Source organism: Photobacterium carnosum (assembly GCF_002849605.1).
In the GTDB taxonomy this organism is placed as follows: domain Bacteria; phylum Pseudomonadota; class Gammaproteobacteria; order Enterobacterales; family Vibrionaceae; genus Photobacterium; species Photobacterium carnosum.
Genome location: NZ_NPIB01000016.1, coordinates 86,173 through 106,702 on the forward strand (window position 1 = coordinate 86,173; position 20,530 = coordinate 106,702).

Genomic DNA, 20,530 nt, shown 5'->3' on the forward strand with positions numbered 1-20,530 from the left:
TATGACACAACGGTTAGATAAACAAACTTTTCAAACCGTTGTGGCTCATACCCCGCTTATTTCTCTTGATTTAATTGTAGAAAACACTAATGGTCAGGTGCTGCTTGGTCAGCGCCTGAATAAACCAGCACAAGGGTATTGGTTTGTCCCTGGTGGTCGAGTTTTAAAAGATGAAACCATTGCTCATGCATTTTTACGATTAACCAAAGAAGAACTGGGTGTTGAGTTGCAACTCTCTGATGCAACATTGATTGGTCCTTTTGAACACTTTTACAGCGATAACTTTTCTGGTAATGATTTTAGTACTCATTATGTGGTGTTAGGTTATCGGGTTAAATTAGACGTATTGCTGGATCAATTACCAAAAGAGCAACATGGACATTATCAATGGTTTGATATGGCAACCTTATTAAATGCTGATGATGTTCATCGTTACACTAAGCTTTATTTCCTTACTAAATAAAAAAGAAGAACGGATTATGCTTCTACCTGTAATCATGGCTGGCGGCTCAGGTAGCCGCCTGTGGCCGTTATCTCGCACTTTATATCCTAAGCAATTTTTAGCATTAACGTCGAATGCAACTATGCTACAAGAGACGGTTAAGCGTCTTGATGGCATTGATCATCTGGCACCTTTATTTATTTGTAATGAAGAACATCGCTTTATTGTTGCAGAGCAATTACGTAAAGGTGGAATGGATAATAGTGGGATTATTTTAGAACCAGTGGGGCGTAATACCGCGCCTGCGATTGCTTTAGCGGCATTAAAAGCTATTGCTAATAATGAAGACCCATTATTATTAGTGCTCGCTGCTGATCATGTTATTCAAAATACGGATGCTTTTTTATCTTCAGTGCAGCATGCTAAAGTAGAGGCTGAGAAAGGTAAGCTGGTTACATTCGGAATTGTGCCTACTCATCCAGAAACTGGCTATGGCTATATTCGTCGTGGTAAGGCATTAAATAGCGATGCTTATTGTGTTGATGCTTTTGTTGAAAAACCACAATTAGCAACAGCTAAAGATTATGTTGGTAGTAGTGAATATTATTGGAACAGTGGTATGTTCCTGTTTAAAGCTTCTCGTTATTTAGCGGAACTTGAAAAATATGCACCTAAAATATTAAATGTTTGTCAAACGGCAATGGATGCGTCAAAAGCGGATTTGGATTTTACGCGTTTAGATAAAGCGTTATTTATCGCTTGTCCTGATGATTCTATTGATTATGCAGTAATGGAAAAAACTCAAGATGCTGTTGTTGTTCCAATGGATGCTAATTGGAGTGATGTTGGTTCGTGGTCTTCATTGTGGGAAGTGAATGAGAAGGATGCATCAGGTAATGCTACTCGTGGTGATGTTTTAGTAGAAAACACCACCAATAGCTATATCTATTCGCAAGATAAATTAGTAGCAACGGTTGGGGTTAATGATTTAGTTATTGTTGAAACTAAAGATGCAGTGCTTGTTGCGCATAAAGATAAAGTACAAGACGTAAAAGGCATTGTCGACCAACTAAAAAAAGCTAACCGTTATGAATACCTTCAACATCGTGAGGTGTATCGTCCATGGGGAACCCATGATGAAATTGCTGAAGGTGACCGATTCCATGTTAAGCATGTAATGGTGAAACCTGGTGAGCGTACAGCAACTCAATTACATTATCATCGTGCTGAACATTGGGTGGTGGTGAAAGGCACTGCTAAAGTCATTAATGGTGATAAGAGTTATTTATTAACTGAAAATGAATCGACTTATATTCCGATAGGCTCTGCACACTCTATTGAAAATCCTGGTCAAATCCCATTGGAGTTAATTGAAGTACGTTCTGGTGCTTATTTATCAGAAGATGATGTAGTGCGTTTAGAAGATTATGGCGTGGGGTATTAATAATGTTAGTCAGTAATGAAATAATTAAGGAATCTGGTGTTCAATTTGGTACCAGTGGTGCGCGTGGTTTAGTGATGCAATTTACAGCTAATGTCTGTGCTGCTTTTTCACATGCATTTATTGGTTGTATACAAACTGAATTTAGTTTCAAGCAGGTAGCTATTGCAATAGATAATCGTCCAAGTAGCCCAGCAATGGCACAAGCGTGTGCTAAAGCTGTTCAACAATTAGGGCTTGAGGTTATTTATTATGGTGTGGTACCAACTCCTGCATTAGCTTACGTTTCAATGCAAGATAATATTCCTTGTATTATGGTAACAGGTAGTCATATTCCTTTTGATCGCAATGGTCTTAAATTTTATCGTCCAGATGGTGAAATTAGTAAAGCCGATGAGCAAGCTATTTTAAATGCCACAGCTGAATTTGAAGCGATAACTGACTTACCAGAGTTAACTGTTAATAATAAAGCGGCTGTTCAGTACGTGGATCGTTATACCTCGTTATTTGATAGCCAAATGTTAGCAGGTAAACGTATTGGTATTTACGAACATTCAAGCGCTGGTCGTGATTTGTATGCACCAATGTTTGAAGCATTAGGTGCTGAAGTTATTGCCCTTGAGCGTAGTGATGAGTTTGTACCTATTGATACCGAAGCGGTATCAGAGGCCGATAAGCAAAAAGCGAAACGATGGTCAAAAGAATATAATTTAGACTTTATTTTCTCAACCGATGGTGATGGTGATCGTCCATTAGTTGCTGATGAAAATGGTGATTGGCTGCGTGGTGATATTTTAGGTCTGTTATGTGCTGACGCTATGAATATTGAAGCACTTGCTGTACCTGTTAGCTGCAATACTGCGATTGAGAGTTGTGAACGCTTTAATCATGTGACTCGCACAAAAATTGGTTCGCCTTATGTGATTGCTGAGTTTGATGAGTTATCGAAAAAATATCAGTCAGTTGCGGGTTTTGAAGCAAATGGTGGTTTTTTATTAGGCTCTGATGCTTCAGTTAATGGCAAAGAAATTAAAGCATTACCTACTCGTGATGCGGTATTACCAGCATTAATGTTATTAGCAGCAGCAAAAGAAAATCCGATATATGAATTAGTGAATGCTTTACCACCGCGTTATACACATAGTGATCGTATTCAGAATTTTGCGACAGAAAAAAGCTTGGTTATTTTAGCGAAAGCGAAAGAAGATGCATCTCAGTTTCTTCAACAGTTACAGTTCGATGATAGTAATGTTGAACAGATTAATATTACAGATGGTTTAAGAATTACTTTTGTTAATGGCAATGTTATTCACTTCCGTCCATCAGGTAATGCACCTGAACTTCGGTGTTATGCTGAATCATCTACAGCTGAATGTGTTATTTATTTAGTTAATCATGCCTTAGAAAATATTCAATTAATTAATAATTGAAATTTGACTAAAAATAAAAATTGCTATTGCAGATAAAGTGTATACATGCAATTTAGTTTAGTTGATTAGAGAGTGTTACAGATGTCTTTTTCTATATTAATGTCACTTTACAAAAATGAAAAATCTGCATATTTTGAACAATGTATGGATTCAATTCATAAGCAGTCTTTACAATCTAAAAATATAATTATTGTTCATGATGGTCCCCTTACACAAGAACTTTATCAAGCACTTGATAAATGGAAGTTATTATTACCTATAACTGAAATTGTTTTACAAAAAAATGTAGGTTTAGGTGAAGCGCTTAATGCTGGATTAGTTTATTGTAAATATGATTTAGTTGCTCGTGTTGATACTGATGATATAAATATACCAACTAGATTTGAGCAGCAATATCAATATATGAATGAGCATAAAGATATCGCTTTATGTGGTAGTCATATTGATGAGTTTGATACAGATCCTTTAGTGATAACTAGTCATCGTAAAGTGCCTTCAGGTACAGATCTAGATAAGTCAATATTTAAACGTAACCCTATTAACCATATGACGGTGATGTTTCGTAAAAGTGCTGTATTAGATGCAGGTGGCTATCAGCACCTTCGCTTTATGGAAGATTATTTTTTATGGGTACGAATGTATGTCAAAGGATATAAATTAGTCAACCTTGACACTGTACTTGTTAACGCACGAACAGGTAATGGAATGTTAGAGCGACGTAAAGGAATTAACTATTATCGTTCAGAGTTAACCTTTATGAATAAAGTTTTAAAAATGGATGTGAAAAATAAGCCTAAAATTATGGCTACTTTTTTAATTCGATCACATATTCGTTTATTACCGCAATCAGTATTGAAAAAAATATATCAATTAGTTAGAAATTAGGGACAAATTATGTCTGATATAACATCGGCTACTCAACATTCTGAAGTTATTGCTCCAGGTTTAGAAACTAAGTCTGTCACAACATCAGTTGCTACTATATATGTTTATTGTCCTCAAGACCAAATTGATATAATTACTGACGTTTTGAATAAAAATAACATAAATTATTCATTAAATGATTATAGTTTAACTGATTTTAAAAGTAAGGTTATTTGTCATTATCGTTCAGCTGAATTTAATGATGATGAAAATGCTTTTTTAATTAAGGCTACTGAATCTGGTGCATGGATTGAACCTTTAGTTTCTTATTTAGATCATCGGTTAGGCTTTACTGAGACTGAATTACTTCACCCTCATTATTTTTTGCATCAAAAGGCTTTTTCAATATTATCTAATAAAAAAAATCGTACAGTAAAACGTATATTAGATATTTTTTGTGTAATATTGTTAGCGAAAATCGCGATTCCAGTGGGTTTAATTACTGCGGCATTAATTAAACTTGAATCTCCTGGTCCTGTCTTCTTTCGCCAAAAGCGAGTTGGGCAATATAACCAAGAGTTTGAGGTTATTAAGTTCCGTTCAATGCGTAATGATGCTGAAAAAAATGGAGCACAATGGGCTTCTAAAAACGATGCGCGTGTTACACGGGTAGGTAAGTTTATTCGTAAAACGCGTATTGATGAACTGCCACAGCTAATTAATATTATAAAAGGCGAAATGTCTTTAGTGGGCCCAAGGCCTGAACGTGAAGTTTTTATTGAAACATTAGAAAAAGAAATTCCTTACTATCGTTTTCGTCATGCAGTAAAACCTGGTGTAACGGGTTTAGCACAAGTTAAATATGCATATGGTGCTTCTGTTGAGGATGCAGTTTGGAAGCATAAGTATGATATTCACTATATTAAGCATCAGAGCTTACGTATGGATTTGAAAATTATTCTGCTTACTGTGAAAACAGTCTTGTTTGGAATGGGGAGATAATTGTTCCTATTGTATTTTAATTTCTTTCTCCCTTTTATTACTTAGTCGAAGAATTATGGACATGAATTCAAAAATCAAAAAAGCAGTCATCCCTGTAGCTGGGCTTGGCACTAGAATGCTGCCTGCAACTAAAGCCATTCCAAAAGAAATGCTGCCAATTGTTGATAAGCCGCTGATTCAATATATCGTCAATGAGTGTGTGAATGCGGGTATTAAAGAAATTATTCTTGTTACTCACTCTTCTAAGAACGCGATTGAAAACCACTTTGATACTTCATTTGAATTAGAAGCGACTTTAGAAGCGCGTGTTAAACGTCAGTTGCTAGATGAAGTGAAAGCAATTTGTCCGAAAGACGTGACGATTATGCATGTGCGTCAAGGGCAAGCAAAAGGCTTAGGTCATGCGGTTCTGTGTGCTAAACCACTGATTGGTGATCAGCCATTTGTGGTTGTATTGCCTGATGTGATTTTAGATGAATACACAGCAGATCAAAAAACAGAAAACCTAGCGGCGATGATTGCACACTTTGAGCAAAAAGGGGCAAGCCAAATTATGGTTGAACCTGTGCCAATGAGTGATGTGTCTAAGTATGGTGTGGTTGATTGTAACGGCATTGATCTTAAAGGCGGTGACTCTTGCCCTATGACGTGTATGGTTGAAAAGCCTGCGCTTGAAGATGCACCGTCTAACCTTGCTGTTGTTGGTCGTTATGTTTTATCTCACAACATTTGGGATAAGCTAGCAATGACACCACCAGGGGCAGGGGATGAAATTCAGTTAACAGATGCGATTGATATGCTAATGCAAGATGAAGTCGTTGAAGCTTTCCACATGACAGGCCGTTCGCATGATTGTGGTGATAAGCTCGGTTATGCTAAAGCCTTTGTTGAATACGCCATGCGCGATAAAGTCTTAGGCGAAGCGTTTAGTGCGTATATCCAATCGCTAAATGAAGTATCGTTTGCTGAGTCTCTTGATTTAACACCGTTAAAATCAACGCTGAAAATTTGATTTTGATTATTGTTAATTAAACGCCCGTATTGGTTCACTAATATGGGCGTTTTTGTATGTGGTGATCATCAAAGACGTTATCGAATTTAAGTTGAGTCTCGTCAGAATTAATACCTATCACATTGATATTATTTGGGTGTTATAAAAAACTAGCCTGTATTCCCTTGCTCTACTTGTTCTTTTTCACCTTTTTTTCTTTTTTCTTTTTCCTGCTGTACCCACCCCAAAATCCCTTTTACATGATAATCAATGATTTTCTGTCGGCCTGTTGGTGACATTAAGATTAAACAACATTCGCTTTCATTATCCATAAAGAAATTTTCAGTTAATACTGCTGCCATGCGGGTTTTTCTTAACATATAAAAGCCGCGCTCTTTATCACTGTCGCCATCACTGTAATCACTTCGTAACGGTTTATTCGGGAAGACTTGTGTAAAAGCGTGAGCAATATGATCGGCAATGGTGTCGCTAGTGGTTTGACCGCGACTGGTATAAACCTCAAACCCTTTGCCACCGCCTGCATTGGTATGGACTGAAATTAATAAACATTGGTGATTAGGGTATTGGGAGGCTAAATGGTTGGCACGATTAACGCGGGTGCGAAGGCTGATATCTTCCAGCTCTGGCACAATAATTTTATTTTCAATGTCGTGTAAGGTTAGTGCTTGGCTTATGCCTTGGGTGATGGCGCGATTAAATTCCCCTTCAAATAACTGTTTACCATTGGACCATAATGGTGAGCGTTTGCCTGCAGTTTGGTAAACACCATTAATAATGCCGCCATGACCGGGATCTAATAAAATAAAGGGTTTCATAATGTCACCTTTGGAATACCGTATTTCGCGATAACATCACTCCATAAATAGCCATATGATTTGTGTGAATTACCCGGATAATCATTGGTGATATAACAATCTTGAGGCTTTATGTGATGGCGATTGGCGAGGTAATCATCACTTAAATCGTGATCGATACACACGATGTCGGTTTTGTCGCTAACATTGATCCATTGCTCGGTGACACAATCTGGCGTCGCTAATTTTTTAACGTTCGGTTGTTGGGTTATTTTGGGTAAAAAGCCTTTGACACTGGTAAGCCCAAGCGGCGAGCCAAACGTAAACCATGTGCTAATTTGTGGTGGCGTCGTTTGGCGGCTAAGTTGATGCAGTACGTTATAAGCGATTACAGTACCCATTGAATGGCTGAGTAAAATAATTGGTCGATGTTGATATTGATTCAGCAATTTTATTAATGGTTGTTCGACAGCTTGTTGATAGCTTGGATCATGAAAGTAATGATGAATATCAGGTAATAGTGATTTTAAAAACGGTTTTGAAATAAAAGAAAACACACTGAATTTATCTTCCATCCATTCTGTGATTTTAGCACTCCACAGTGAGGTGTTAGTGGTCGTTAATCGCAGCTGATTATTATGGTTACTATGATGTGCTGGTAACGGTTTAATGGTGTAAATATGTGGAATCGCGGTGGTCGTGGAGGCTGATAGCACTAATGGTTGTTGATAAAAATGATCAGCATAATAGGCCATTTTAAAATCAATCTGAGGATGTAACTGTGATTGATTATAACGTTGTAAGCCATGTTGAAGGGCTTGCTGCCAATGTGCACTTAAGGTTGTGGTTGGCAGTTTATTTCCTCGTCCATGAATCGCAATAATGATCGGGTACATAATCGGTAAGCTCTCTTAATATGTCATCGGAGGGCTATTACATTTAATCTGTCTTTGATTGTACATGTTGAGGTGTTTTTTTGTGATCCATTAAGTACAACGTAATGTTTGTTACATTGCATTAACATTTTAACCGCGAATGCCTCTTATTTCTACTTGTTAATATTTCTAACAATATCTGTGCGCTGTCATTATAGAACTCTTATTGATTATAGGTAGGGGAGAGAGAGGTGAAGATTGTTCATCATGGTGCGAAAACAGGAGTAACGGGATCATGTCATGAGCTTATTATTGGTGATAATAGCTTATTAATTGATTGTGGTTTATTTCAGGGAAAAGAAGCCCGTGAGACGCTAGATATTGAATTTGATATTAATAAGATGGCTGCGTTATTACTGACTCATAGCCATATTGATCATATTGGGCGTTTGCCGTGGTTACTTGCCGCAGGCTTTTCTGGCCCGATTTATACCACCGAAGCAACTGCTGCATTAGTGCCGTTAATGTTGGAAGATGGGCTTAAAATTCAGTTAGGGCTCAATAAAAAACAGTGTGAAAAGGCATTAGCGTTAATACATCAGCGAATTCGTCCTGTGCCTTATGATTGCTGGGCGCAAGTTGTGTTACCTACTGGTGAGCTGGTTAAGATCCGTTTTCGTCCGGCAGGGCATATTCTGGGTTCTGCTTATATTGAAATTAAATTGCCAACCAATGAAATTGTCGTTTTTAGTGGTGATCTTGGTCCTAAAAATACGCCATTATTAACCGATCCTATTGCTCCGAAATCTGCGCACACGTTAGTAATTGAAAGTACGTATGGCGATAAACCTCACCACCAGCTTGAACATCGACAACGAGTATTAAAACAGATCATTGAGCGTTCATTACAAGATGGTGGGGCGATTATTATTCCTGCCTTTAGTGTTGGTCGTACCCAAGAATTATTATTTGATCTTGAAAATATTATTGCAGAGGTTGATGTTGATCCTAATGAAGATCAAACCATTAAACGGGTTTGGCAACGTTTACCAATAATATTGGATTCGCCACTGGCACAAAAGGTGACGGAACAATATCGCTATTTTCATGAGCTATGGGCCAAAGAAGCAAAGCAAAGGCGTTATATGGGGCGGCATCCACTCGCCTTTGATCAATGCATTACTATTGATAGCCATGCCGATCATATTGAATTGGTAAATCGACTTCAACATTCAGGAGAGCCTGCAATTATTGTTGCCGCGAGCGGTATGTGCTCTGGTGGGCGAGTGGTGAATTATTTAAAAGCCTTATTAGCCGATAAACGTACCGATGTGATTTTTGCAGGTTATCAAGCCCAAGGCACCACCGGACGCGCATTAGTGGATGGTGAAAAGGTCGTTAAAATTGACGATAAAGTGATTGATGTAGCGGCACAGATTCATCAATTGTCAGGCTATTCTGCCCATGCTGCGCAAGAGGATTTAGTGAGTTTTGTGGCTGATATTGAGCAAGGTCCACAGGTGATTAAAGTCGTGCATGGTGATTTAGAGGCACAAACCGCTTTAGCGACTGAATTACGAAAAGTGAAACCAGAAGCGACGGTGATTATAGCGGCGAGTGAGTAAGATACAGGAAGAGCAGGGATGAGATTGCGAGTTTCGAGTAACTAGAAAGAGCAAGGGTGAGATAGAATCTACTGTCCGCGCATTGTAGCATTATGTTGTGGTTTGTTATGCTTCAGTAACTCGCTACTCGCTACTCGCTATCTTTAACTCTGCTCTTCCTCGCTCCTAAAAACCTCGTCTCTCTAAACCTATGATCTTACTTCTTTCCCACGCACTAATTTCCGTACCCACATTCGTCCTGGGTGGAGATCATCAAGCACTGAGTGTGGTAGTGGTAATGGATCACCGCAGATCTGTGATGCTAATAACTCACCAAGCAGTGGTGCTGAACTTAACCCGCGCGAGCCTAATCCGACAATCGCAAATAAATTCTTATAAACGGGTATATTCTGAGCGTAAAGCTGGTTATCTCTTAAATCACGATATTGCTTAATCAAATCATCATAACGACACACATTACCAACAAACGGTAAATGATCACGACTGGCACACCGGACGCCAATGCGTGCGCGTGAGGGTTGATCTAATGCATCAACATCAATTTTACTCGCCCATGGTGCTGTCGCGGGAACGCTATCTAATAACCGTTGTTTGTTTTGCTGCTGATCGTCTTTATTGTAATCAAGATCGCAATTATCACGAGTATAGCTAGCACCAATACAATGGATGTTAGTATTGGCTGGGGTTAAATAGCCGTCATAACAAAGTACGGTTTTAAGTTTGGATAATTGCGTATTCGTTGGTACATGGCTAACTTGACCCCGTACTGATGAGGTTGGAATCGGGGCTGTTTGTGGATATTGACCTAAGCGATGACCATTCGCCACCACAACAGTCGTGTGATTAACCGTGGTGCCATTAGTTAACGTTAACTGCCATTGGTGGTGATTATTCTCGGTTTCAATTTGCTCAAGTGCCGTAATATCACTATTAAGGTGTAATGTCAGTTTGCCGGTCTTCAACGCAGATTCAATTAATGCTTGAGTTAATTGTTGCGGACATAACCAACCACCAAGCGGGTAATTAACACTGCGACAATTTGTTTCAACACCTGTTATGGTTCGTGTTTGTTCTACATTCAAACCTTGTACTAACGATGTTGGAAATCCACCAGCCAACATACAATCCAATTTTTGAGTTTGACGCGCTGATATTTTATTATTAGTGGTGAGTGCGTGTTGTTTTTCAGCCTCGGTGAGGTTTTTGCCGTCTTCATCCCATGCTAATTGAGTGACGCCACACCAATCATGATCAAACTGACAATGTTGGGCTGCTTGTTCAACAAATTGACGTGCAAAAATAAAGCCTGGTGCGAAAAAGCGTGAGAGTGAATCATGTTCACCATTAAGGAGGGGATATACCGCCCCTTGACGATTACCTGATGCGCCTTGAGCTAATTCGCTATCTGCACAATATAAATTGACGGATTGACCACGACGAATCAATGCGATAGCGGTAGTGGCGGAGGCAATACCACCACCAATAATGGCAATATCGTTGGGCTCAGATTGAGGTGCTTGTTGTGAACTACGTGCAAACCAAGGCTTAAAATTCGCTTGCTGGTGGTTTTTTATAACAGTGCCCACTGTCATATGACGTTTAATACCGAACCCTTTGGCTTTTTTGATATCAAAGCCAGCGTCACTTAAACCTCGACGAACAAAACCCGCGGCCGTAAAGGTGGAAAGCGTACATCCAGATCGTGCCATGTTAGCCATACCGTTAAAGATGGTTTGGTTCCACATTTCAGGGTTTTTCTTTGGCGCAAAACCATCTAAGAACCAAGCATCAACAATACCGTCATTGCCGACCCAAACTTGAGGCATACAGTCTTTAATGTCGCCAAACCATAAATCAAGGGTGATCATACCGTCTTCAAGCACAATACGGTGACAATCGGCAACGGCTGGTGGATAATGTTGATCAAGCTTTTGAGTAAACTCAGCCAGTTCTGGCCACACTTGATGTGCTTTGAGCAGATCTTGTTTAGTGATTGGCGCTTTTTCAAAGCTAATAAAGTGTAATTCTTTGGTGGTTGCTTGTGGGTATTGTTCACGAAAGGCTTTAAATGTTTGCCATAACGCGAAAAAATTAAGCCCAGTACCAAAACCTGTTTCAGCAACTACAAATCGACGTCGATCAAAATCATGCCAGCGTTTAGGTAAACCATTTTGTTTGATGAACACATAACGTGATTCTTCTAGTCCATCGTCATTTGAGAAATAAATATCGTCAAAGTCAGTCGATAATGGGCTACCTACGTCGTTCCAATCAAGGATAGCATTGTTAATTCGAAGTGTGGACTTTACAGAAGTGGGACGAGACAAACGAACCTCTTGTTTAGCTGCTGAGCATTTTGTCACCACTTTATGCATAAAAATACATCAATTATGGGCTCTAAATGCGATTGAAGGGCAATTTTGATTAGATTGTACCTGAAATACAGGAAAGCTGACCACTTTTCAGGAGCAAAGCCGTTATAGTTCTCATACTAAATAATCGTTAACTTTTTTGTTTGTTGTAATGAGAAAGTTAAATTAGGCATTATCGGCCCAAACATCTTTAATATCGCGTGTTTTCGTTCGCTGTAGCTAACGAAGAGCGAATGTGAACGCAGATTTTAAAGCCGTTTGGGACGTATTCTAGTCATTGATATAGGGCAGTTGTTGTTCTATAAAATGAGTAGGTATTTCCATTAATATCAGTAGGAATTCATCATGAAACGAGCCGTAATTACAGGCATGGGTATTGTATCTAGTATCGGTAACAACGTTGCTGAAGTATTAGAATCCCTAAAAACAGGCAAATCAGGTATTAATTACTCTGAGCAATTCGCTGAAATGAAATTGCGTTCAAATGTTTGGGGTGATCTAAAAATCATTCCTTCAGAGCACATTGATCGTAAGAAAATGCGTTTCATGGGTGATGCTGCTGCATTTGCTTACCTATCAATGGAGCAAGCGGTTGCTGACTCTGGCCTAGCTGAAGATCAAGTATCTAACGAGCGTACAGGTTTAGTTGCTGGTTCTGGTGGTGCATCATCATACAACCAATATCATGCAGTAGATATTATTCGTGAGAAAGGCGTTAAGCGTGTTGGTCCCTACATGGTACCGCGTACTATGTCTTCAACAGTTTCTGCTTGTTTAGCAACGCCGTTTAAAATTCGCGGTGTTAGCTACACTATGAGTTCTGCATGTGCGACATCTGCACACTGTATCGGTCACGCAGTTGAGCTTATTCAACTAGGCAAGCAAGATGTTGTGTTTGCTGGTGGCGGTGAAGAGCTTGATTGGTCACTAACCATGATGTTTGATGCAATGGGTGCGTTGTCTACTAAGTACAACGATGATCCATCAAAAGCATCACGTACTTATGATGCTGACCGTGACGGTTTCGTTATCTCTGGTGGCGGCGGCATGGTGGTTATTGAAGAGCTTGAGCACGCATTGGCGCGTGGCGCAAAAATCTACGGCGAGATCGTAGGTTATGGCGCAACATCTGATGGCTACGACATGGTCGCTCCATCAGGTGAAGGCGCGGTACGTTGTATGAAGATGGCAATGAAAGACCTTGATGGTCCTGTTGACTACATCAACACTCACGGTACATCAACACCTGTTGGCGATCTAAAAGAACTTGGTGCTATCCAAGAGCTATTTAGTGGTCATAGCCCTGCAATCTCTGCAACAAAAGCAATGACAGGTCACGCACTAGGTGCGGCTGGTGTTCATGAAGCGATCTACTCAACGTTAATGCTAGAGCACGGCTTTGTTGCGCCAAGTATCAACATTGAAAACCTAGATGAAGCAGCTAAAGGTCTTGATATCGTAACTGAAAAGCGCGATGTTGAACTTAAAACTGTTATGTCTAATAGCTTTGGTTTCGGTGGCACAAACGCAACACTAGTCATCAAGAAATACGAAGCGTAAGAATTAGTTTTCGAGGGACGAGGTTTCGAGTAGCGAGATTTCGTTTTTTGAGAATCACAGCGTAAATAAGAAGCGATAGGTGAAAGCCTGTCGTTTTTTTTGTGTCTAAATCCCCCGTTATTCCCTACCGTGAAGTTACGAACGAGATAGGGAATCTGCCATCTACTATCTGCGTGTCGTAGAGTTCGTGTTTTCCGTAGAATATTAGCGTGTTTTTTCTGGTGCCTTTTGGGCTCGATCACGTGGTAAATAGATCGTAGATAGCTTGAGATTTTTTCTTTCTAAATTGTTTTCAGTTAAACTAAGTCATAATAAGTAAGCAGTGAATAATCATTACTTACACATTAATTTATTGGGGTGAGTAATGAAGATTACTGTCGTAGGTACAGGCTATGTTGGTTTGTCTAATGCGGTCTTGTTATCACAGCATAACGAAGTTGTAGCACTTGATATTATCGAAGAGAAAGTTGCACTTATTAATCAAGGTTTATCTCCCATTGTTGATCAGGAGATTGAAGACTTTTTACAACACAAAATGTTGAACCTTATTGCCACAACTGACGCAACACATGCTTATGATGGTGCTGAGTTTGTGATTATTGCAACCCCAACAGATTATGATCCAATCTCTAACTATTTTAATACCAGCTCAGTAGAAGCGGTGATTAAAGATGTTATAGCAAAAAATCCAACGGCGATGATGGTTATCAAATCAACGGTTCCGGTTGGATATACTGAAAGTATCAAACAACAATTTGGTATTAATAATATTATGTTCTCACCTGAGTTTTTACGTGAAGGTCGTGCCCTTTATGATAACTTATATCCTTCGCGTATTATCGTGGGTGAGCGTTCAGATCGTGCTGAGAAATTTGCAAATCTTTTAAAGCAAGGCGCGGAAAAACAAGATATCGCGGTGTTATTTACTGAATCAACAGAAGCTGAAGCGGTTAAGTTATTTTCAAATACTTACCTTGCTATGCGGGTTGCTTATTTTAATGAGCTTGATAGTTATGCTGAAGCGCTAAACTTAGATAGTCGTCAAATTATTGAAGGTGTTGGTTTAGATCCTCGAATTGGTAACCATTATAATAATCCTTCATTTGGGTATGGTGGTTACTGTCTGCCTAAAGATACCAAGCAATTACGCGCTAATTACCGAGATGTGCCGAATAATATTATTGGTGCTATTGTTGATGCGAATACTACTCGTAAAGATTTTATTGCTGACTCCATCATAGCGAAACAGCCTAAAATTGTTGGTATTTATCGTTTAATCATGAAATCAGGATCTGATAATTTCCGCGCATCAAGCATTCAAGGTATTATGAAGCGCATAAAAGCCAAAGGCATTGAAGTAGTGGTATTTGAACCGGTACTTGAAGAAGATGAATTCTTTAATTCTAAAGTGATAAAAGATTTCGACACCTTTAAAGAAATGTCTGATGTTATTGTGTCTAACCGTATGGCGATCGAACTTGAAGCCGTACAAGATAAAGTTTATACCCGAGATTTATTCGGCGCTGATTAAGTAAAGCAGGGAAAGCCTTAATGAAAATCCTTATCGATGAAAACATGCCGTATGCTCAGCAATTATTTAGCCAGTTAGGTGACGTTATTGCAAAACCTGGACGTACTTTAACCGCAGATGATTTAGTGGGTATTGATGCCTTAATGATTCGCTCTGTAACCAAAGTGAATGCAGATCTTATTGCTAAAGCCGATAAACTTAAATTTGTGGGTACCGCAACCGCAGGTCAAGATCATGTCGATCAGGATTTATTAGCCGCAAAGGGTATTACGTTTACCGCAGCGCCCGGTTGTAACAAAGTAGGCGTTGCAGAATACGTATTAAGTAGCTTGATGGTATTAGGCCAGCAACAGGATTTTTCTATATTTGATCGCACTATCGGCATTATCGGTGCGGGTAACGTAGGAACGTATTTAGCCAAATGTCTTGATGCGCTCGGTATTCGTTATTTATTAAATGATCCGCTAAAGCAAGCACAAGGTGATAAGCGTCAGTTTGATTCACTTGAGCGTTTATTGGCAGAGTGTGATGTGATCACTACTCATACTCCGATAACACGTGCTGGCGATTATCCAACCCATCATTTAGTGGATGCTGATTTTCTAGCAGCGATGCAGCCAAATGCGATTTTAATCAATGCAGCGCGTGGTCCTGTGGTGGATAATCAGGCCCTAAAACAAGTATTACAAGCTGCAACCAATGGTTCAGGTAAAACATTAACCGCCGTGTTAGATGTGTTTGAGCAAGAACCGTTAGTTGATTTGGAATTATTACCGCTATTAGCGTTTGCGACTCCCCATGTGGCAGGATATGGGCTTGAAGGTAAAGCGCGTGGAACCACGATGGTGTTTAACCGTTTTTGTCAGTTTTTGAGTAGTAAACACCATGTGTTAGCGAGTGACTTATTACCGATTGCGCCTGTACCGCAAGTGCAATTAAGCAGACAATGGGACGAAGTAACGTTATTTAGCTTGATCCAGTTAGTTTATGATGTCCGTAAAGACGACGGTATTTTCCGTCGTGAAATGTTAGCAGCTGGTGACGATAACCGCAAAATGGCCACCGCATTTGATCTAATGCGTAAAAATTACTGGGATCGACGTGAATATAGTGCGATTACAGTAGCGGCGAAGGCCGAGTTTGCGGTAGAGTCGCTGGCTAAATTAGGTTTTACAGTAGTAGAGGTCACTCAATGAGTCAGGAATATGATATCGCAATACTTGGCGCAACAGGCGCAGTAGGCGAAGCTATGGTCGAAGTGCTAGAAGCACGTAATTTTCCTGTTCGCAATCTTTACTTGCTGGCAAGTGATCGTAGCGCAGGTAAAGCGTTACGTTTTAAAGGTAAATCAAAGCGCGTTCGTGATGTAGACGATTTCGACTGGAGCCAAGTGCAAATTGCTTTGTTCTCAGCAGGTGCGGAAGCATCACGCCATTGGGCACCTATTGCCACTGAACAAGGTGTTATCGTTATCGATAATACCTCTGAATTCCGTTACGAATATGATGTACCGCTAGTTATTCCAGAAGTGAACCCAGAAGCGATTGCAGATTATCGTAACCGTAACATTATCGCTAATCCTAACTGTTCAACGATTCAAATGTTAGTTGCGCTGAAGCCAATTCAAGATGCTTACGGTATTGATCGTATTAACGTTGCGACTTATCAGTCTGTTTCTGGTTCAGGCCGTAAAGGCATCGATGAACTAGCAGGGCAAACAGCAAAACTGCTTAATGGTTTGCCAATTGAAACCAAAGCTTACGATAAGCAAATTGCATTTAACTGTATTCCACAGATTGATGAGTTTATGGACAACGGCTACACCAAAGAAGAAATGAAAATGGTGTGGGAAACGCAAAAGATTTTAGGCGATTCAAGTATTCGTGTGAACCCAACGTGTGTGCGTGTGTCATCATTCTTTGGTCATGGCGAAGCAGTACATGTTGAAACGCATCAACCGATTGTATTAGATGATGTGATTAACTTACTTGAAAATACTGATGGTATTGAAGTATTCCCTAATAATGAATACCCAACACAAGTAACAGATGCCGTTGGTAAAGATCATGTAATGATCGGCCGTATTCGTGAAGATATCAGTCATCCATGTGGACTTAACATGTGGATTGTCGCTGATAACGTCCGTAAAGGTGCAGCAACCAACAGCGTTCAAATCGCTGAAAAGCTGATTGCAGATTATTTGTAATTAGCCGTATTAAAAGTAAGGTCTAGATCGCATTATTACTGTGTATCAACATGAATAGTGCGAGCAAACTTGCTAACAAAATAACAAAGCGATGGGTGCAAGCCTGTCGCTTTTTTATTTCGTTAGCTGCTAGCTTTTCTTTTGCTGATAACTTGACATAATATGACGCTTATTGTGCTTAAATGTAGTTATTTAAGCGTTATTGATAGTGGTCGTTATGACTACATTGTTATCATCAAGAAACTATTATTTCGAAGTCGTTGTATACGATGTCGAGCAATTTTATCTCTGCCAAAGAGGAATGTAGGCAGTGTCTAACATCCCAAAAATACTTAAACGTATGGTACTACCAGTAGCTTTTGTTACTATTTCTTCTTACTTACCGGTAGTGAATGCAAATACTATACGTATAGTAGGTCCCGCGAATGAAGACAGCTCGTACGCAACTCTTAACCGAGATACCGCCACGAGCCAACTAGACGTACCGACAAAACAGTTTTCGACATCGTCAGCAATGGCACGTAATTATGGCCCAACGTATGAAAATGAAACGTTGTGGGGTATTGCGTCACGCCATTTGCCAAATAATGATATCTCTATTTTTAAAGTTATTGGTGCTATCTACGATCTTAACCATGATGCTTTTGAAAATAATAATATCCATTCGTTATTACCAGGTAGTTATTTAAAACTACCAACAATGGATCAAATTCAACAGCAGCGTATTAGTTCTGTTAGTCGAAAATTAGCAGCCGATCAATTACGTGCGCCTTATGCGACTACATTAAAAAAGAGACGTTTAGCTGATCAGCAAGTGGCAGAGCAGTCATCAATGGCTGTTAAAACCCCCGTGAAAGTGATTAAATTATCGCCTAAGCCACAGGTGGCAACGCCTCAAACGGAATCAACTGAAGCATTAGTTAAGCCTGAAGATACGACTTCGGCATCAGCGGTAAACAGTGCCGCGTTAGCTATTGATGGGGATAATAAGACGATTATTCCTGCGAAACCAGCACAACCACAAGTTGATGTTGCTGATGTTAAAATGAATGCGCTAGTAGAAAGTAACCATGCATTACGGTTACGGTTATCTGCTATGCAGCAAGATATGGCGACATTAAAAGATCAAGTGACTGAAAGTGATGGTATTCGCCAACAAATGGTGTCATTTCTAGAACAACAAAAGCAACCAGAAGTTGTGGTAGAACCAACACCTGAAACATGGCTTGATCGGTTGACGAATAATCCGTGGGCACTGGCTGCTGCAGGCATTATTCCTGGTGGTTTAATTGCGGCATTATTAGCATTATTATTGTTCCGTCGTAAGAAAGAAGATCCTGAACAACCCACGTTACCTGCGCCTATAAGTGATGGTGATAATACTGTTGCTGTTGTACCACCCATTGACTTGATGGGCACTGATCATGATGACGATCTTGATGATTTATTTGCTGATGATGATTTGTTCGCAGATATCGAGCCTCATCAGGTTATCAATAAAAACGATAGTGCGACGGTTATTACCGCGAATGTAGCTGACGGTACTAAAACTACAGAAAGTAATGTTGATCAATCAGCAATCATTGCGACTGATACTGATTTTGATAGCAATACATTTGATAATAACCTTAGTACTATCTCAGTCTCTAACGATAACGCTATTGGTCTGGAAGACATGGAGCGTGCGCTGGATGAGCTTGATGCAAAGCCAGAGCCTAGTGCAGATGAAGCACTTGCTGCGTTATGGGAAAAATCCCTGAGTGAAGACGATAATACTAATTTTGATTTATCTGAATACGACGAAGCGACTATTTCATCAGCATCAGCATCAGCTGAAGATGATAATGAAATCGATAAACCATTATCTGATCAAGCGTTATTAGATGAGATCTTACAACAAGCACAAGCACCAACCCAAGACGTAGATAAGTCAGAAGGCACTACTGCTGCTGAATTAGAGGGTACAACTGTAGTCTCTCAAGATGAATTAGATGCTTTATTTACCCAGTTTAACGATGATCTGCCATTTGATAGCAATATTGAATTAGCGGAAAACAGTACTGATTTATTAGATGAACTGTTAGCTGCAGATTCGACTGCAACAGCGTTTAATCTTGATGATCTGCCTGATTTCGATGAGCAAGCAGCATTTGATCATTTTGAAGATGAAATGTCAGCGCTGCCAGCCGCGGATGCTGTACATAACACACCGCTAAGTTTGGATGATTTACCTGAATTTGATGAAAACTCAGCTTTTGATGATCCGCAAGCGCTACCATTAGAACAAATGGATGAGCGTTCAGATATTGATGAGCAAATCGCTATCGATAATGTAGCTCGTCAACTGCAACTAGCGGCACAAGCGGCTGAGCATCGTCAACCAGCAGCTACTGAGAATGATAGTGCTAATGCTGAGTCTGATTGTTCTCCGTTTGATACTGCGCGTCATCTGGAATATGCGTTTGATAATATTGATGTCAGAACGTTACCGGAGTTTGATGAAAATGAAGCGTTATTTGCCTCATTTGAAGAGCAGCATGAGTTAGAACAGTACGCGATTGAATGTGGATTTAAATCACAATCAGCATCTGAAAATGTGACATCTGAGGTTGATCAATCACCTGAAGCTAAACAAGATCGAGCTGATTCTGCTGGTTTAGATATGGATGCGTTGTTGTTTGATGGTTCAGATTCTGCTGTGGTTACGCCGCAACGTGGACTTAATAATGATGAGCGAGATCAGCTATTAGCAGTAACCGCTGATAGCGCGATTGCTGATAATGAAGATGTATTAGCAGAAGATGAAGCTGCTGTTTGGCAAAGCATGGTCGCTGAGCCTGAACTTGAGCGTGAAGATTGGTCTAAACAACCGGATTTAGCGCAAGAAGATATTAAAGCGACGGCTAAGCTATCTAATTATATCAGCATTGATGAATTGTTAGCTGACGATCCTAATTATCATCAAGAAGATCCAGATGAGAAACCATTAAACCTTGATGTTGGCTTGAAAGAGTTTCCTGATATGTTTGCTAATATTCGTCAATTTGATGTCGACAGTGCCGGCGAATATGCGGGTCAGTTGGATCTGGCGAAGGCCTATCTTGAAATGAATGATATTGGCGGTGCAGTTGATTTGCTGCAAGATATCGTTTTAAAAGGTGAGGGTGACACAAAAGCGGAAGCGAATGCTTTACTGGATAAGTTTAAAGTGAAGAAGTAGGCGTATTTAGGGACGAGGAACAGCAGGGATGAAGTGGTCAAGTAAAACTGTACACCTTTATAGGTGTTTAAATTAAGCGGCTGCTTCCATCACCACTGGCGGTAAATAGTTGTTATAACTATGGCCCCGCTTAGTGTTGTAATGCTGCAATATATA

Annotated in this window: 15 protein-coding genes; 12 read left to right on the forward strand and 3 right to left on the reverse strand. The window is 39.8% G+C overall.

Translation table 11 applies throughout. From position 1 onward, the window contains the following. The first annotated feature begins 1 nt into the window (after position 1). From CIK00_RS13365 to galU, 6 genes are all read left to right on the forward strand, one after another. Complete coding sequence (locus CIK00_RS13365; RefSeq protein ID WP_101769338.1) at positions 2-463, forward strand: GDP-mannose mannosyl hydrolase; 462 nt, start codon at positions 2-4, stop codon at positions 461-463. Positions 464-479: 16 nt separating this feature from the next. Next, positions 480-1,886 carry a mannose-1-phosphate guanylyltransferase/mannose-6-phosphate isomerase gene (locus CIK00_RS13370; protein WP_101769339.1) on the forward strand — a complete coding sequence of 469 codons (1,407 nt, stop codon included), beginning with the start codon at positions 480-482 and terminating at the stop codon, positions 1,884-1,886. 2 nt (positions 1,887-1,888) lie between these two features. After that, on the forward strand, positions 1,889-3,313 hold the full coding sequence (locus tag CIK00_RS13375) for a phosphomannomutase (RefSeq protein ID WP_101769340.1): 1,425 nt from the start codon (positions 1,889-1,891) through the stop codon (positions 3,311-3,313). An 81-nt stretch (positions 3,314-3,394) separates the two neighbouring features. Continuing rightward, positions 3,395-4,198: a glycosyltransferase gene (locus CIK00_RS13380; protein WP_101769341.1), complete on the forward strand. Its 804-nt coding sequence runs from the start codon at positions 3,395-3,397 to the stop codon at positions 4,196-4,198. A gap of 9 nt (positions 4,199-4,207) precedes the next feature. Continuing rightward, a complete protein-coding gene (locus CIK00_RS13385; protein WP_101769342.1) occupies positions 4,208-5,179 on the forward strand; it encodes a sugar transferase in 972 nt (323 codons plus the stop codon). A gap of 61 nt (positions 5,180-5,240) precedes the next feature. Beyond that, the gene (gene galU, locus CIK00_RS13390; RefSeq protein WP_101769343.1) at positions 5,241-6,191 is read left to right on the forward strand and encodes a UTP--glucose-1-phosphate uridylyltransferase GalU; all 951 of its coding nucleotides are present in this window, start codon (positions 5,241-5,243) and stop codon (positions 6,189-6,191) included. Positions 6,192-6,340: 149 nt separating this feature from the next. Here the strand turns inward: galU and CIK00_RS13395 are convergent, their stop codons facing one another. Together CIK00_RS13395 and CIK00_RS13400 are read right to left on the reverse strand one after the other, a co-directional pair. Next, positions 6,341-7,006 (reverse strand): N-acetylmuramoyl-L-alanine amidase, encoded by a 666-nt coding sequence (locus CIK00_RS13395; protein WP_167388559.1) that lies wholly within the window; start codon positions 7,004-7,006, stop codon positions 6,341-6,343. After that, complete coding sequence (locus tag CIK00_RS13400) at positions 7,003-7,881, reverse strand: alpha/beta hydrolase (RefSeq protein WP_101769345.1); 879 nt, start codon at positions 7,879-7,881, stop codon at positions 7,003-7,005. Before CIK00_RS13400 ends, CIK00_RS13395 begins: the two co-directional genes overlap by 4 nt. Before the next feature lie 230 nt (positions 7,882-8,111). On the opposite strand from CIK00_RS13400, the gene CIK00_RS13405 reads away from it, so the two are divergent. Then, positions 8,112-9,485, forward strand: coding sequence for an MBL fold metallo-hydrolase RNA specificity domain-containing protein (locus CIK00_RS13405; RefSeq protein ID WP_101769346.1), 1,374 nt, complete (start codon positions 8,112-8,114; stop codon positions 9,483-9,485). A gap of 188 nt (positions 9,486-9,673) precedes the next feature. Here the strand turns inward: CIK00_RS13405 and mnmC are convergent, their stop codons facing one another. After that, entirely contained in the window at positions 9,674-11,860 is a 2,187-nt protein-coding gene (gene mnmC / locus CIK00_RS13410; protein ID WP_101769347.1) for a bifunctional tRNA (5-methylaminomethyl-2-thiouridine)(34)-methyltransferase MnmD/FAD-dependent 5-carboxymethylaminomethyl-2-thiouridine(34) oxidoreductase MnmC, read from the reverse strand. 342 nt (positions 11,861-12,202) lie between these two features. On the opposite strand from mnmC, the gene fabB reads away from it, so the two are divergent. From fabB to CIK00_RS13435, 5 genes are all read left to right on the forward strand, one after another. Beyond that, a complete protein-coding gene (gene fabB / locus CIK00_RS13415) occupies positions 12,203-13,417 on the forward strand; it encodes a beta-ketoacyl-ACP synthase I (protein ID WP_101769348.1) in 1,215 nt (404 codons plus the stop codon). Positions 13,418-13,781: 364 nt separating this feature from the next. Continuing rightward, positions 13,782-14,948 carry a nucleotide sugar dehydrogenase gene (locus tag CIK00_RS13420; protein WP_101769349.1) on the forward strand — a complete coding sequence of 389 codons (1,167 nt, stop codon included), beginning with the start codon at positions 13,782-13,784 and terminating at the stop codon, positions 14,946-14,948. A 20-nt stretch (positions 14,949-14,968) separates the two neighbouring features. After that, positions 14,969-16,144, forward strand: a complete 1,176-nt coding sequence (locus CIK00_RS13425; RefSeq protein WP_101769350.1) for a 4-phosphoerythronate dehydrogenase — start codon at positions 14,969-14,971, stop codon at positions 16,142-16,144. Further along, a complete protein-coding gene (locus tag CIK00_RS13430; RefSeq protein ID WP_101769351.1) occupies positions 16,141-17,154 on the forward strand; it encodes an aspartate-semialdehyde dehydrogenase in 1,014 nt (337 codons plus the stop codon). Before CIK00_RS13425 ends, CIK00_RS13430 begins: the two co-directional genes overlap by 4 nt. 310 nt (positions 17,155-17,464) lie before the next feature. Then, complete coding sequence (locus CIK00_RS13435; protein ID WP_101769352.1) at positions 17,465-20,374, forward strand: FimV/HubP family polar landmark protein; 2,910 nt, start codon at positions 17,465-17,467, stop codon at positions 20,372-20,374. The last annotated feature ends 156 nt before the right edge of the window (positions 20,375-20,530 follow it).

What these genes read in the sequence shown, in the direction of transcription:
- CIK00_RS13365 (WP_101769338.1), top strand. Translation starts at nt 2, where the DNA reads ATGACACAACGGTTAGATAAACAAACTTTTCAAACCGTTGTGGCTCAT.
- CIK00_RS13370 (WP_101769339.1), top strand. Translation starts at nt 480, where the DNA reads ATGCTTCTACCTGTAATCATGGCTGGCGGCTCAGGTAGCCGCCTGTGG.
- CIK00_RS13375 (WP_101769340.1), top strand. Translation starts at nt 1,889, where the DNA reads ATGTTAGTCAGTAATGAAATAATTAAGGAATCTGGTGTTCAATTTGGT.
- CIK00_RS13380 (WP_101769341.1), top strand. Translation starts at nt 3,395, where the DNA reads ATGTCTTTTTCTATATTAATGTCACTTTACAAAAATGAAAAATCTGCA.
- CIK00_RS13385 (WP_101769342.1), top strand. Translation starts at nt 4,208, where the DNA reads ATGTCTGATATAACATCGGCTACTCAACATTCTGAAGTTATTGCTCCA.
- galU (WP_101769343.1), top strand. Translation starts at nt 5,241, where the DNA reads ATGAATTCAAAAATCAAAAAAGCAGTCATCCCTGTAGCTGGGCTTGGC.
- CIK00_RS13395 (WP_167388559.1), bottom strand. Translation starts at nt 7,006, where the DNA reads ATGAAACCCTTTATTTTATTAGATCCCGGTCATGGCGGCATTATTAAT.
- CIK00_RS13400 (WP_101769345.1), bottom strand. Translation starts at nt 7,881, where the DNA reads ATGTACCCGATCATTATTGCGATTCATGGACGAGGAAATAAACTGCCA.
- mnmC (WP_101769347.1), bottom strand. Translation starts at nt 11,860, where the DNA reads ATGCATAAAGTGGTGACAAAATGCTCAGCAGCTAAACAAGAGGTTCGT.
- fabB (WP_101769348.1), top strand. Translation starts at nt 12,203, where the DNA reads ATGAAACGAGCCGTAATTACAGGCATGGGTATTGTATCTAGTATCGGT.
- CIK00_RS13420 (WP_101769349.1), top strand. Translation starts at nt 13,782, where the DNA reads ATGAAGATTACTGTCGTAGGTACAGGCTATGTTGGTTTGTCTAATGCG.
- CIK00_RS13425 (WP_101769350.1), top strand. Translation starts at nt 14,969, where the DNA reads ATGAAAATCCTTATCGATGAAAACATGCCGTATGCTCAGCAATTATTT.
- CIK00_RS13430 (WP_101769351.1), top strand. Translation starts at nt 16,141, where the DNA reads ATGAGTCAGGAATATGATATCGCAATACTTGGCGCAACAGGCGCAGTA.